At 62.6% G+C, this 12,903-nt stretch carries 14 protein-coding genes; 7 read left to right on the top strand and 7 right to left on the bottom strand.

Annotated elements, in window-relative coordinates; translation table 11 throughout:
* Positions 1-10 precede the first annotated feature (10 nt).
* The 5 genes from VJ651_RS16300 to VJ651_RS16280 all read left to right on the top strand — a co-directional run bounded on the left by VJ651_RS16300 (position 11) and on the right by VJ651_RS16280 (position 5,350).
* On the top strand, positions 11-1,210 hold the full coding sequence (locus tag VJ651_RS16300) for an aminotransferase class V-fold PLP-dependent enzyme (RefSeq protein WP_324108460.1): 1,200 nt from the start codon (positions 11-13) through the stop codon (positions 1,208-1,210).
* A complete protein-coding gene (locus tag VJ651_RS16295) occupies positions 1,207-2,355 on the top strand; it encodes a threonine synthase (RefSeq protein ID WP_324108459.1) in 1,149 nt (382 codons plus the stop codon). Before VJ651_RS16300 ends, VJ651_RS16295 begins: the two co-directional genes overlap by 4 nt.
* 3 nt (positions 2,356-2,358) lie before the next feature.
* On the top strand, positions 2,359-2,784 hold the full coding sequence (locus tag VJ651_RS16290; protein WP_324108458.1) for a RidA family protein: 426 nt from the start codon (positions 2,359-2,361) through the stop codon (positions 2,782-2,784).
* A gap of 67 nt (positions 2,785-2,851) precedes the next feature.
* On the top strand, positions 2,852-3,604 hold the full coding sequence (locus VJ651_RS16285; RefSeq protein ID WP_324108457.1) for a sulfite exporter TauE/SafE family protein: 753 nt from the start codon (positions 2,852-2,854) through the stop codon (positions 3,602-3,604).
* Positions 3,605-3,625: 21 nt separating this feature from the next.
* Positions 3,626-5,350, top strand: a complete 1,725-nt coding sequence (locus VJ651_RS16280; protein WP_324108456.1) for a methyl-accepting chemotaxis protein — start codon at positions 3,626-3,628, stop codon at positions 5,348-5,350.
* Between the two features lie 270 nt (positions 5,351-5,620).
* Here the strand turns inward: VJ651_RS16280 and VJ651_RS16275 are convergent, their stop codons facing one another.
* Positions 5,621-6,136, bottom strand: coding sequence for a hypothetical protein (locus VJ651_RS16275; protein WP_324108455.1), 516 nt, complete (start codon positions 6,134-6,136; stop codon positions 5,621-5,623).
* Positions 6,133-6,906, bottom strand: a complete 774-nt coding sequence (locus tag VJ651_RS16270) for an SDR family oxidoreductase (protein WP_324108454.1) — start codon at positions 6,904-6,906, stop codon at positions 6,133-6,135. The genes VJ651_RS16275 and VJ651_RS16270 overlap by 4 nt, the downstream gene beginning before the upstream one ends.
* Before the next feature lie 247 nt (positions 6,907-7,153).
* Here VJ651_RS16270 and VJ651_RS16265 point away from each other — a divergent pair, with 247 nt between their 5' ends.
* A complete protein-coding gene (locus tag VJ651_RS16265) occupies positions 7,154-7,636 on the top strand; it encodes an SET domain-containing protein (RefSeq protein ID WP_324108490.1) in 483 nt (160 codons plus the stop codon).
* Between the two features lie 137 nt (positions 7,637-7,773).
* Here the strand turns inward: VJ651_RS16265 and VJ651_RS16260 are convergent, their stop codons facing one another.
* The 5 genes from VJ651_RS16260 to VJ651_RS16240 form a co-directional block, all read right to left on the bottom strand.
* On the bottom strand, positions 7,774-8,523 hold the full coding sequence (locus tag VJ651_RS16260; protein ID WP_324108453.1) for an amino acid ABC transporter ATP-binding protein: 750 nt from the start codon (positions 8,521-8,523) through the stop codon (positions 7,774-7,776).
* Positions 8,524-8,566: 43 nt separating this feature from the next.
* Entirely contained in the window at positions 8,567-9,436 is an 870-nt protein-coding gene (locus VJ651_RS16255; RefSeq protein WP_324108452.1) for an amino acid ABC transporter permease, read from the bottom strand.
* Positions 9,433-10,179, bottom strand: coding sequence for an amino acid ABC transporter permease (locus VJ651_RS16250; protein WP_324108451.1), 747 nt, complete (start codon positions 10,177-10,179; stop codon positions 9,433-9,435). Before VJ651_RS16250 ends, VJ651_RS16255 begins: the two co-directional genes overlap by 4 nt.
* Positions 10,180-10,200: 21 nt before the next feature.
* Positions 10,201-11,004 (bottom strand): transporter substrate-binding domain-containing protein, encoded by an 804-nt coding sequence (locus VJ651_RS16245; protein WP_324108450.1) that lies wholly within the window; start codon positions 11,002-11,004, stop codon positions 10,201-10,203.
* 253 nt (positions 11,005-11,257) lie between these two features.
* Entirely contained in the window at positions 11,258-11,605 is a 348-nt protein-coding gene (locus tag VJ651_RS16240; protein ID WP_324108449.1) for a hypothetical protein, read from the bottom strand.
* A gap of 188 nt (positions 11,606-11,793) precedes the next feature.
* On the opposite strand from VJ651_RS16240, the gene VJ651_RS16235 reads away from it, so the two are divergent.
* Positions 11,794-12,792, top strand: coding sequence for a porin (locus tag VJ651_RS16235; RefSeq protein WP_324108448.1), 999 nt, complete (start codon positions 11,794-11,796; stop codon positions 12,790-12,792).
* Positions 12,793-12,903: the final 111 nt, after the last annotated feature.

Below are 12,903 nucleotides of genomic sequence, written 5' to 3'. Positions count from 1 at the left end.
GGGAAGACGCATGGACCGCAACACCAACGAAGCTGAACTGTTCGCCGCCGTACGGGCCGATTTTCCCGCCACCGAACGCTGGACCTACACCGACGTCTCGGGGCGCGACATCCTGTCCGGGCGCGTGCGCGCGGCCATCGACGCGCATCTCGACGAGCGCATGTACAACGGCGGCGACAAGGCGAAGATGTTCGCCTTGATCGAGAGGGTGCGCGACAAGTTCGCGTCCTTCATCAATGCCGATTCGGACGAGATCGCCTACACCAAGAACATCTCGGAAGGGCTCAACATCGTCGCCACGGCCTTGCCATGGCAAGCCGGCGACAACGTGATCCTCTGCCCCGAGCTGGAGCATCCGAACAATGTCTATCCCTGGTTGAATCTGGAACGCCACGGGCTGGAAACGCGCATGGTGGCGCCGCGCGACGGCCACATCCCGGTCGACCGGATCATCGAGCGGATCGATGCGCATACGCGCGTCGTCACGGTGTCCAGCGTCACCTTCGCACCGGGCTTCCGCACCGAGTTCGAGCGGCTCGGCCGCCTCTGCCGCGAGCGCGGCATTTTCTTTCTGGTCGACGGTGCGCAATCGATCGGCACGCTCAAGACCGATGTGCGCGCATCGTTCATCGACGGCTTGTCCGTCTCGACGCAGAAGGGCTTGCTGGGCCTGTACGGCATGGGCTTGCTGTATGTGCGCCGCGAGTGGGCGGAACGCATGCAGCCGACTTATCTGGCGCGCTTCGGCGTCGATCTGGGCGATGCGCATGAAGCGGCCATGGGCGGCTATGCCTACAAATTGATGCCGGGCGCGCGGCGCTTCGATCTCGGCAATTACAACTTCCTGGCGACGGCCGCGCTGGAGCCGTCGCTCGACCTGCTGCTGGAGATCGGCAGCGAGCGTATCGAACGCCGCCTCGCGCGGCTTGCCCATGCGCTGGCGCAGGGCTTCATCGACCTCGGCCTGCCGATATGCGGCGGCGCGCCGGGTGCGCACATGACAAACATCGTGACCGTCGGCACGCTCGGCAACGGCGGACACGACGGCGTCAACGACAGCCGGATGAACGATCTGGCTGCGCATCTTGTCGATAACAAGGTGAAGTTCTCGTTGCGGCGCGGCCTCCTGCGCTTTTCTTTCCACATCTACAACAACAGCGACGACGTCAAGCGTATTCTCGACCTGACGCGCGCCTTCTTGCGAAAATGAATTACATCGAACCCGGCACCGGACGCACCTATCCGCTCGACACACCGCGCTGGCGCGGCGACAGCGGCCATTACCTTGAACTGGAAGCATCGCCGGGATTGCGGCGATCCGACATCGATCAGCAATGCCGCTCGATCTGGCGCTACGCGAAAGCGCTGCCCGTGGCCGCGAGCACGGCGGTCAGCATGGGCGAGGGCTGGACTCCGCTGGTCGATGGCGACTGGGATGGCGCGCCGGTGCGCTTCAAGCTGGAATTCATGATGCCCACCGGTTCCTTCAAGGATCGCGGCACCAGCGTGATGGTCTCCTACCTGAAGAGCCATGGCGTCCGGCACGTGCTGGAAGACTCGTCCGGCAACGCCGGTGCCTCGCTGTCGGCCTACGCGGCACGCGCCGGGATCCACTGCCGCATCCTGGTACCCGAAACCGCTTCCTTCGGCAAGATCGCGCAGATCGCCGCCTGCGGCGCCGAGGTCGTGATGATCCCCGGCCCGCGCCAGGCGGTCGCCGATGAAGCCGTGCGCCAGGCCGACGAAATTTTCTACGCAAGCCACAACTGGCAGCCGACCTTTGTCGAAGGCATCAAGACCCTCGCCTACGAAATCTGGGAACAGTCCGGCTACACGGTGCCCGACAACATCGTGATGCCGCTCGGTTATGGCAGCAATGTGCTGGGTTGCCGGCGCGGCTTTGAAGAATTGATGCGCAACGGCGAGATCGATCGCATGCCGCGCCTGTTCGGCGTGCAGGCGGCCAATTGCGCGCCGCTGTACGCGGCCTTCGCCAGCGGCGCGGACACCACCGGCGACATCCAGGTCAAGCCGACGCTCGCGGAAGGCATCGCTTCCTCGAAGCCGACACGCGGCCGCGAAGTCCTCGCCAGCATCCGTGCGTCCGGCGGCGCGGTCGTGCAGGTGCAGGAAGACGAAATCGTTGCGGCACTGCGCGCGTATGCGCACAAAGGCTTGTTCATCGAGCCGACCAGCGCCGTCACCGGCGCAGCGCTGTCGCAATTGCTCAAGGGCGGAACGATCGATCGCAGCCAATCGACCGTCGTGGTGCTCACCGGCTCCGGCCTGAAAGCCTCCTCCACGATCGGGCAAGCGCTCGGGCTGGGCATCGGCACCGACAAGGCAGGCGGCTGAATCGTGCGCATCATCGAAACGCCAAAGGCGCCGCTGCCCGCCGGCCACTATTCGCAAGCCGTGGTGGCCAACGGCCTGGTCTTCGTGGCGGGCGTGCTGCCGATCGTACCTATCGCGCCGGACATGCCGGTCCAGGAGCGGCGCATGCCGGAAGGGCTGGAAGCGCAGGCGCGCCAGGTGTTCGACAATCTGCGCCATGTCCTCGAGGCGGCCGGCACCGGGCTGGACGGCCTGATCAATGTGCAGGTCTTCATTCCGGACGTCGCGCTCTGGCCGTCGCTGGATGCGGCCTACCGCGAGATCCTGGGCAGCCACAAGCCGGCGCGCACCGTGGTGCCCTGCGGCCCCTTGCATTACGGCGCGCTCATCGAAGTCAACGCGGTGGCTGTTGCCGGCCAGCCCGCGCAGCAGGAACCGAAGCAAGCCTGAGCGGTGTTCGCTTGCGGTGCGCGTGCCGCAACGATGCCTCTTGCCGCAACCACGAAGGAGCCGTGCATTGATCGTCGATCCGCTGTTTTACCTGGTAGCGATTCCGGCGGTACTGCTCAACAGCATATCGAAAGGCGGCTTCGGCGGCGCACTCGGCGGAACTGCGGTTCCCCTGATGGCGATCGCCATTTCGCCGCGCCAGGCCGCCGGCATCATGCTGCCGCTGCTGTGCCTGACCGACGTGGTCGGCGTGCGCTCCTATTTTGGCCAGTGGCACAAGCCGACGCTGAAAATCATCCTGCCCGGCGCGCTGGTCGGCGTCGCCATCGGCACGCTCTCCTTCGGCGTGTTGAGCGAGTCCGCCATCCGCCTGCTGATCGGATCCATTTCCGTGGCATTCGTGCTGATCAGCTGGCTCAGGCGGCCCGTCGCGCAGGCGGCGCGGCCGTCGCGGGTGAAAGGCGTCTTCTGGTCCAGCCTGTCGGGTTTCACCAGTTTTGTCGCGCACGCCGGCAGCCCTCCGCTCGTCATGTACCTGCTCCCGCAGCAGCTCGAAAAGACGGCATTCATCGCGACGGCCAGCCTGTTCTTCATGCTGACCAATGCCGTCAAGCTGATTCCCTATGCCTGGCTCGGGCAATTCTCCGTTCCCAATCTGCTCACCAGCCTGGCGCTGGCACCCCTCGTTCCTGTCGGCGTGTGGCTCGGGATGTGGCTGCAGAAGCGCATCAACCAGTTCTGGTTCTATCGCATCACGCAGGTGGGCTTGCTGCTGATCGGCGCGCAATTGATTTATCAAGGCATTTTCAATGCCCATTAAAAAAAGGAAGAGGAGACCGGCATGTCATTCGCAAACCTGAAAATCGGCGTTCGCCTTGGAATCGGATTCGCATCGCTACTCCTGGTATTGGTGGCCGTTCTGGGATTCGGCCTGAACTCCATGCAGCGCATCAACGCGCGGCTGGATGCCATCGTCAACGAAAATGGTATCAAGACCACCGCCGCGAACGATATGGCAAGTCACGTGCGGGATCTTTCCACGCACATCAGCAATGTTGTCCTCCTGACCAACGAGGAAGCGATGGAGGTCGAGGCAAAGAAGGTGGTCGAGTCGCGCGCCGGATACGGTGCGGCGCAGGCTGTGTTTGCAAAGCTGGCCGCTACCGAAAAGGAAAAGGCCCTGCTGGCGACACTCAACGGCCTGGTCGCCTCGGCCACGCCATTGCAGGACCAGGTGATCGATTTGCGACGGCATGACAAATACATGGAGGCCACCGATGCCTTGATGAAGGAAGCCGCGCCGATGTTGCAGAAGTCGGTCGCTGCGCTCGACGAGATGATCGCGCGCGAGAAGCAGCTGACCGCCGCCACGGTCGAGGAAGCGCGCGCCGAGTATGCCGGCATCCGCCAGCTGATGCTCATGCTCGGTGCCTTTGCCATCGTGCTCGTCATGTCGCTGGGATGGATCATCAATCGCTCGATTACACGCCCGATCCGCGAAGCCGTCACCGTCGCGGAAACCGTCGCAGCGGGCGACCTCAGTTCCACCATCGAAGTGAAATCGAGCGACGAAACCGGCCGCCTGCTTCAGGCGCTGAAAGACATGAATGACAACCTGGCGCAGATCGTCGCACATGTGCGTGTCGGCACCAACGCGATGGCCGACGCGTCCAGCCAGATCGCCGCCGGCAATATCGATCTCTCCAGCCGCACCGAGCAGCAGGCCGGCTCGCTGCAACAGACCGCTTCCTCCATGGAGCACTTGACCTCGATGGTGAAGCAGAATGCCGACAACGCGCGCCAGGCCAATCAGGTCGCCATCGCCGCCGCCGACATCGCCGCCAAGGGAGGCGAGGTGGTTGCGAAGGTGGTGGACATGATGGAGGCCATCAACGGTTCTGCGAAAAAGATTGCCGACATCATCGGCGTCATCGACGGCATTGCCTTCCAGACCAATATCCTCGCGCTCAACGCCGCCGTCGAGGCCGCGCGCGCCGGCGAGCAGGGACGCGGCTTCGCCGTGGTTGCCGGCGAAGTGCGCAATCTCGCGCAACGCTCCGCCTCGGCGGCCAGGGAGATCAAGACCCTGATCGTCGGCTCGGTCGGGCAGGTCGAGGCCGGCAACAAACTGGTCGCGGAAGCCGGCACGACCATGGGCGAGATCGTCAACAGCATCCGGCATGTGACCGACATCATGGGCGAAATCATGGCCGCCAGCCACGAGCAGAGCACGGGCATCGAGCAGGTGAGCGCAGCCATCGGCCAGATGGACGAGGTCACCCAGCAGAACGCCGCGCTGGTGGAGCAGGCAGCCGCAGCTTCGGAGGCGCTGAAGGATCAGGCGGATGGACTGGCGCAGGCAGTCAGCGTGTTCAAGATCGACGAAAGCCGGGCCAACATCGCCACCGTGATCCCGCTGCGCGCACCCGCACCGACAGGTATCGGCATCACGCGGGAACGCAGCGTGCGCGCGAGCAAGGCGATGCCGGCCGGAGAGCGGCCGGGCCGCCCTGTCGACGTGCACGCGATGGCCGCCGCCGGCGGCGGCGACTGGGAGGAGTTCTAGAGCGGCGTTCCTATTAGTGCAGGGGGCGCGCAGCCCCGGGAACCGGCCGAGTGCAAGGCGCGGCGACGCGACGTAGCAGTGCTACGACAAGGAGACGCAACACCGCAGGCGGCCGGTTCCCGGGGCTGCCCGAAGGGTTCGAGCCGGAAGGGCGCATCGCGGCGTTGCGTCGCTTGCTCAGGGGCTCACCCTGAGCGGCGCGCCGCGCCTTGCGCTGCCTCCCTTCTGGCTCGAACGCGCCCCCTGCACTAATAGGAAAGCCGCTCTAGTCTACTGACGCATGTGTCGCAAACGCAGCATGACCAGCTTCTGCCACTCCGGCCGGCCATAGCCCGCCACCAGATCGCGCTTCAATGCCAACAGGCCGGATGCGCCTTGCGCCAGGCCGATTGCCTCGATGAAGGGCGCATCCGCCACGACAAATTGCCGGCCATAGGGAAACAGGCAGAAGCTTTCGCGCGACTGCAAGGCGGTCAGCGCATCCGCGTACGCCGCGAACCAGTGGTTCATGAACACGGTGCACGTCTTGTCATACCAAAGCGTCCCCATGTCGTCGCCTGCACGGGCCGCGCCACCGAGAACACGGCGCGCATGTTCCCATTGATCGAAGCCCGCTTCGGCCGACACGATGTTCAGGCACAGCGACAGCGTCCAGTGCTCCGGTATCGCCCAGCGTCGTCTCTTCGAGACACTTTGCGCGCGACCGAGTGCGTCCGCATCGGCACGAGCGATCGCCTTGAGCAACAGACGCGCACGGATCTTGAGTTCCTCGATGGGCATGGTCATGGCATGTCCTCGAAGGTGACGGGCGGCCGGCCTTCATGGACGAGCGCGTGATGACGCTTCTCCATCGCGCCCACCGTCTTGTCATGCGTGAGCCAGTAGAAGGGCGCGGAGCCCAGTCCATCGAGCACGCGCCTGGCAAAGTCTTCCGCCGGTTCCGCTGCGCGCATGGCCTGCTCCAGCATGGCCGTGAGCCTGTCCGGCTGCATCGCAGCGCTTTCCTTTTTCGCATTGGCAATGATGTTGCTGCGGACCATGCCGGGGCACAGCACATGCAGGCTCACGCCGGAACCCTGCATCTCGTAATACAGGCTTTCCAGCATGCTCAGCAAGGCAGCCTTCGACGCGCGATACAGCGGTGCGCCGGGATAGGTCAGCAATGCGGCTGCCGATGCGGTCACCACGGCCGTGCCGCCGGCAGCTTTCAAGTGCGGCCACCAGCAGCGCAGCGTGTTGAGCGGACCCATGGTATTGACGTCCCACGCGCGTTGCCAGTCCTCATCGCTTGCGCCGAACACGGAACCCGGCGCAGCGATGCCGGCATTGGCAAACAGATAGTCGAGAGGGCGGCCGGCATAAGTCTCCGCCAGCGCCTGCATGGCGCTCGTGTCGCGGATATCGAATTGCGCGGCCGTGATGCAGGGCAACGACGCGAACGGGCAGGGGTCCTTGTCGATGGCGATCACATCGACATCGCGTTTTGAGAGTTCGGTGGAAAGTGCGAGCCCGATGCCTGAAGCGGCGCCGGTGACTACGGCAAGTGGTCTGGTCATGTCATCTTCCTATTCGCTGTGTGGCTTCCCGCTGAGCCGAACGAATGGGTCGATCACATCCAACATGGAGATGAGAAACGAAGGGTGAGAGCCTCTTTTGCGGGACGGCGTCCCTTAACGCCGCAAACGAGCTGTGATTGTGGCACAGGCTTTCGGGGGATGTAAAGGGTGGCGGCAGCGACGCCGATGGATGAACAACTCCGCCGCAGTCAAGTCCAACGAATATCCTGTCTCCATCAAGCGTTCCATGCCGAATTCGTTCCGCGCAAAACCCTACGTGGTCAAGGCGTCGCCCATCCACGGCAAAGGCGTCTTTGCCACCCGCATGATTCCCGCTGGCAGTCGTATCATCGAGTACCGCGGCGAGAGAATCGACTGGGCAGAAGCACAGCGCCGCGCCGAGCAAAAAGGCGGGCCGCTCAATCACACCTTCTTCTTTTCCCTGCATGATGGCCGGGTGATTGACGGCGGGCGTCGCGGCAACGCCGCACGCTTCATCAATCACGCCTGCGAGCCGAACTGCGAAGCGCTCGAACACGAGGATGGGCGGGTGTTTCTATATGCCTTGCGGCCGATCGCGCGCGGCGAGGAGCTGAGCTACAACTATGCGCTGATCTACGAGGGACGGCACACGCCTGCCGTCAAACGCGCCTTTGCCTGCCGCTGCGGCACGCCCGGCTGCACCGGCAGTTATCTGGCGCCGAACACGAGGCGCAAGGAGAGGAGCTAGCGGCGGGACTCATTCCGTCCTCCTCTTCAGGAACAAGCCTCCGTCCGCACGGCAGCGAGCGCGAGCCGTGTGCGTTTCGGCAAAATTCCCGACAACAAGGAGAATTCAATGATTGCCGGCCTTTGGAGGCGCACGCGTCACAACACCTGATCGAGAAACTGCCGCGTGCGCGGATCGCGCGGATTGGCGAAGAATTCCTCCGGCGTGCCGCTTTCGACGATCAGCCCCTTGTCGGTGAAATAGATGTTGTCCGCCACTTCCCGTGCGAAGCGCATCTCGTGCGTGACCATGATGCAGGTCATGCCCTCTTCGGACAACTCCTTGATGGTAACCAGCACTTCCTTGACGGTTTCGGGGTCGAGCGCCGAGGTGACCTCGTCGAACAGCATGATCATCGGGTTCATCGCCAGCGAGCGCGCGATCGCGACGCGCTGCTGCTGGCCGCCGGAGAGTTGACCGGGGTAATGCTCTTCCTTGCCCTCCAGTCTCACCTTCTTGAGCAAGGCGCGTGCGCGCGCCTCGACTTCCTTCCTGTCCTGCTTGAGCACCATGACCGGCGCCATCATCACGTTTTCCAGCACCGTCATGTGCGGGAACAGGTTGTACTGCTGGAAGATCATGCCGACCTTGTGACGCAATTCGAGCTTGTTCAACTGCGGATGGTTGACCTCGATGCCATCGACCAGAATGGAACCCTGGTCAAACGGAACAAGCGCATTGATGCAGCGCAGGATGGTCGATTTGCCCGAGCCGGATGGCCCGATGATGCAGATCACCTCGCCGCGACGGATGTCGATCGACACACCGTTGAGGACGCGATTGTCGCCAAAGGCCTTGTACACATCGCGGATCTGAACGATCGGCATGTTCGTGGATTCCCTATTCAAGACTTCACTCCTCATTGCTTTGTTCCATGGCCGGCGGCGCCGTTCAGCCCTTCAGCGCGAATCGCTTTTCGAGCAGCTTGGTCCAGTGGTGAATCGGATGCGCCAGCACGAAGAACCATGCCATCACGTAGAGATACAGCGGAATCACCAGGTCGTAACGCGTTTCCGAGCCGAGCGCCATGATGGTGTAGCCGAGCGCTTCATGCACGCCGAGGATTGCGGCCAGCGGCGTCGCGGTGAACGTGATCGAATACAGGTTCATCCACGGCGGCAGCATGCGCTTGATGCATTGCGGGAAGATCACGCGCCAGAAAGCCTGGTTGTGCGTCATTGCCAGCGATTCCGCCGCTTCCCATTGCGCCGCCGGTACCGAGCGGATTGCGCCGCGCACGATCTCGACCACGTTGCCCATGACCTTCAGCGAAAAGCCGAGCGTCGCCTTGACCCAGTCGGGAAACGGAATCTCGACGCCAAATATCGAAATACTGAAGGGCAGCATGAACGCGGCGAAGAACAGAATGACCAGGCTCGGCGTATTGCGGAAAAACTGCGTGAAGATCCACACGGCACGACGCAACGGCTTGTATTTCGACGATGCCAGCAGGCCGAAAAACAGGCCGGCCAGCGTGCCCAATGCCATCGCCGTGCTGACGATCACCAGGTTGAGCACCATGCCTTGCGCGAGCAGCGGCGTCCATTTCCCCAACGTTTCGGGAATCGACAGCGCACGCGTCTCGGATGCCTGAAGGTAAACAAGGTACAGCGCGAAGCAGACAGCGATGGCCAGCACCGCCGGCAGCAGCGGCATCAGCCAGGGCCGCGCCCGCCCGGCCACCGGGGTGCGGAGGGCTGCCCTGGCGGCGGTGCTTGCGCAGACTGGATCGACTGCGGCGGAATCGGGTATGAAACTCATGACTGATACCCCGGCATGCTCAGCTTGCGCTCGATGACGTGCATGATCGCCACGACAACCGCGACCAGCGCGGTGTACACCAGCAGCAAGGTAAACATCATTTCCTTCACATTGAATTCGTCGGCCCAGATCTGGCTGGACACATACAGCAGTTCGGGCACTGCGATGGCATAGGCGAGCGAGGTCTGCTTGACGAGATCGACCAGGTTGTTGGTGAGCGAGGGCAGCGAGAAGCGCATGCCGAGCGGCAGAAGAATCTTCAGGAAGATTTGCGACGGCCGGCAGCACAGGGCTTCCGCGGCCTCGATCATGGTACGCGGCACCGCTTCGATGCCGGCCCGAAAGGATTCGACATTGAAGGCGGCGGTGTACACCGACAGCGAAATGATGGTCCAGCCGAGCGCATCGATCAGCGGCTCCTGCTGGCCGGCCGCATTGGCCATTTTCGGCAGCAGGTTGCCGATCGCGAAATAGAAGAAGTAAAGCTGGATGATCGGCGGCGTATTCCGAAAGACCTTGATCAGCGGATCGACCGTGAATCTGCCGACGCGCGGCCACACGATCTGCACCAGCGCGCCGATGGCGCCGAGGACCACGCTGGCCGCCATGCAGGAGGCGACCAGCAGGATCGTGTGGCCGATGCCGGCAAAGAACCGCGACCGCTCGAACGCGTCATACAGATACGGGAGGTTGATGCCCGTACTCGCGTTCAGGGTGGCGAACAAGTTCCAGATGGCGTCCATGTGCGGCGCTCCTGAACGCGATTACTTGTGCTTGTCGTGCATCTGCATCAGGAACGTGGTGGGCTGCAGCCCCCACTTCTTGTTCACCTCCATCAGATATCCCGTCTTGTGCCAGTCCTTGACCGTGTCCGACAGGAACTTGTAGAGCGCGTCCGATTTGTCGCCCTTGCGCACGCCGATGGACCAGGGCAGTTCGTCGCGCGATTCCAGCGGCATGGTGTAGCCGGACCATGCGGGATCGCTCAACTGGATCGCCAGCTCGAGATCGCCGTAGATGACGGCGCTGCAGTTGCCGGCCTTGAGCGCGGCCAGGGTTTCGGACAGGCCGGAGAAGGCGATCACTTTCGCGCCTTCCTGCTGTGCCGGTTTGTTGTAGTTCGAGCCGTTCACGCCGCACAGGGTCTTGTCGCGAATGTCGGCCCAGCTCTTGAACGGATTCTGCTTCGGCGCCAGCAACGCGGTGCCGGCGCTGCCGTAATGCGGCTCCACCATGCGCACCACCTTGCGGCGCGCCTCGGTGTCGTACATGGTCGCGATGATCATGTCGATCTTGCCCTGCTCGAGGAAGGGAATGCGAGTGCTGCTCGTCACCGACACGAATTTCGCGGGTATACCGAGACGGCGCGCGATGTCATTGCCAAGGTCGATGTCCATGCCGATGTTCTTCCCGCTCGGATCGAGAAAGCCCCATGGCTTCGATTCCGCTTTCACGCCGATGGTGATGAAGCCTTGCGACTTGAATTCCTCGGGAGTGTCGGCTGCCCAGGTGAAGGAAGTGGCGAGCAGGCCTGCAACCGCCAGTGCGGCGGGGATAAATCGTTTCATGTCTTGTCTCCTTGTTTGACATGCGTTCGCCCGCGGAATGTGCACCGGATTCAGAACCAGGTTCGTGACAGCCGGACGCATCCGCAAAGCGCGCATGCATTTGCTTGTGGCCCCGGCGAGAAGCCGGAGGCGTCTCCTTTAGCAATCACCGTGCCACGCGGCGGCGAGGCGGCAATTGCGGGGGTGACACAAATTTAACCACCGGGGCATTCTTTTTTCTAATGGATGTTTCAGTTCGATTTATAAAAAACGTCTATAAATCGGCATTGCGGATCACGCCGCAACCGCAAGCGCTGTTCGTCGCACTGTCCGCGCAAAAGACAGCGGCCGTCACAAGTGTCATCCGGGAGAACACTTCACATTCGCTGACGACGCTGCATTGCCGGATATATACGAAATCTTTAACAATCAATTCGAAATATCCATTAGTAAAAAGAATTTGCAACTGCTTAAATGCGACGAACGCCAATCGCAACAAAGACTTCGGTGCGATCGCAATCAGGGCAATGCAGCACGTGCGTGGCGCAAGGGGGCAAGGGCATGAATGTGGCTGTGCTTCGGCATGGCACCGCCGGCCCTGCGGGGCGAGTCGTCGTTGCATGTCTCGTGCCGGACGGTGGTGCCATGTCTCTTTTGGCCGCGGCCATCAAGACGACGCTCCGCATGCCTTCCTCGTGCGAAGGACTGCGCGACGCGCAAAGAATTCACCTGGGACGCTTTCAGGAGCAAGAGAGCATCCGGTGTCTGACGGCAGTACTTACTTGATTTGATAATTTGGGAGACAGTTTGATGAAGAAAAGCTTCTTGGCGCTTGCGGTCCTGGGTGCGTTTGCGGGCGCCGCTTCTGCGCAGAGCTCGGTCAACATTTACGGGCTTATCGACACGGGCATCGTTGGCGAGAGCGGCGGTGCTGCCGGTTCCGTAACGAAGATGACGAGCGGCGTGACGGCCGGATCGCGCCTGGGTTTCCGCGGCAAGGAAGATCTCGGCGGCGGCCTGTCCGCACAGTTCGTGCTGGAAGCCGGACTGTTGACCGATACCGGCGCATCCGCACAAGGCGGCCTGCTGTTCGGTCGCCAGGCGTTCATGGGCTTGGGCGGCGGTTATGGCACCGTTCTCCTCGGTCGCCAGTACACGCCGATCCACCTGGTGCTGTCCGGAGTCGCCGACCCGTTCCAGGCAGGCTGGGCGGGCAATGCCGGCAACCTGATCCCGCGTCCGCAGGGGTCCCGCACCAACAACATGGTTCGCTATGCAACGCCCAATGTAAACGGCTTCTCGGCGGAAGTCGCCTATGGCCTAGGCGAGACCGCCGGCAACAATTCGGCCAATCGCGCACTCGGCGGCGCGGTCGGCTATGCGAGCGGCCCGCTCACGGTACGGCTCGGCTATCACAACGTGAACAACGCGGCCGCAACCGACAGTGCAAAGAACACTCTGCTTGCCGGCACCTATGACTTCAAGCCGGTCAAGATGCATCTCGCCTATGGCATCAACAAGGGCGCAGGCGTGGTCGATAACAGGGACATGCTGATCGGTGCCACCATCCCGTTCGGCGCGAGCAAGGTTCTCGCGTCCTACATCCGCAAGGACGACAAGTCCGGCGCCAATGCGGACGCGAACCAGTTTGCGCTCGGCTACATGTACAGCCTGTCCAAGCGTACCGACCTGTACCTCGCCTACGCGCGCATCAGCAACAAGAACGGCGCTGCCTACACAGTCGGCAACGCCACGGAGAGCGGCACCGGCAACAAGGCCTACAACGTCGGCGTTCGCCACAGCTTCTAGGCACCGCACTACCTGCGCTTCTCCGGCGCAGCGCTTCGCCTTCCACGCAAGCCTCGCCGCGTCGCTGATGACGCGGCGAGCGTCGTAACATGCATTTGGAATGCATAATAT

The sequence above is a fragment of the Noviherbaspirillum sp. genome (assembly GCF_035254865.1).
GTDB lineage: Bacteria > Pseudomonadota > Gammaproteobacteria > Burkholderiales > Burkholderiaceae_D > Noviherbaspirillum.
Note: the sequence above shows the minus strand (reverse complement) of the source record. Positions and strands in the feature narration are given on the sequence as shown.

Coding starts and splice junctions, on each gene's coding strand:
- VJ651_RS16300 (WP_324108460.1), top strand. CDS start 11: ATGGACCGCAACACCAACGAAGCTGAACTGTTCGCCGCCGTACGGGCC.
- VJ651_RS16295 (WP_324108459.1), top strand. CDS start 1,207: ATGAATTACATCGAACCCGGCACCGGACGCACCTATCCGCTCGACACA.
- VJ651_RS16280 (WP_324108456.1), top strand. CDS start 3,626: ATGTCATTCGCAAACCTGAAAATCGGCGTTCGCCTTGGAATCGGATTC.
- VJ651_RS16275 (WP_324108455.1), bottom strand. CDS start 6,136: ATGACCATGCCCATCGAGGAACTCAAGATCCGTGCGCGTCTGTTGCTC.
- VJ651_RS16270 (WP_324108454.1), bottom strand. CDS start 6,906: ATGACCAGACCACTTGCCGTAGTCACCGGCGCCGCTTCAGGCATCGGG.
- VJ651_RS16265 (WP_324108490.1), top strand. CDS start 7,154: ATGCCGAATTCGTTCCGCGCAAAACCCTACGTGGTCAAGGCGTCGCCC.
- VJ651_RS16255 (WP_324108452.1), bottom strand. CDS start 9,436: ATGAGTTTCATACCCGATTCCGCCGCAGTCGATCCAGTCTGCGCAAGC.
- VJ651_RS16250 (WP_324108451.1), bottom strand. CDS start 10,179: ATGGACGCCATCTGGAACTTGTTCGCCACCCTGAACGCGAGTACGGGC.
- VJ651_RS16245 (WP_324108450.1), bottom strand. CDS start 11,004: ATGAAACGATTTATCCCCGCCGCACTGGCGGTTGCAGGCCTGCTCGCC.
- VJ651_RS16240 (WP_324108449.1), bottom strand. CDS start 11,605: ATGCAACGACGACTCGCCCCGCAGGGCCGGCGGTGCCATGCCGAAGCA.
- VJ651_RS16235 (WP_324108448.1), top strand. CDS start 11,794: ATGAAGAAAAGCTTCTTGGCGCTTGCGGTCCTGGGTGCGTTTGCGGGC.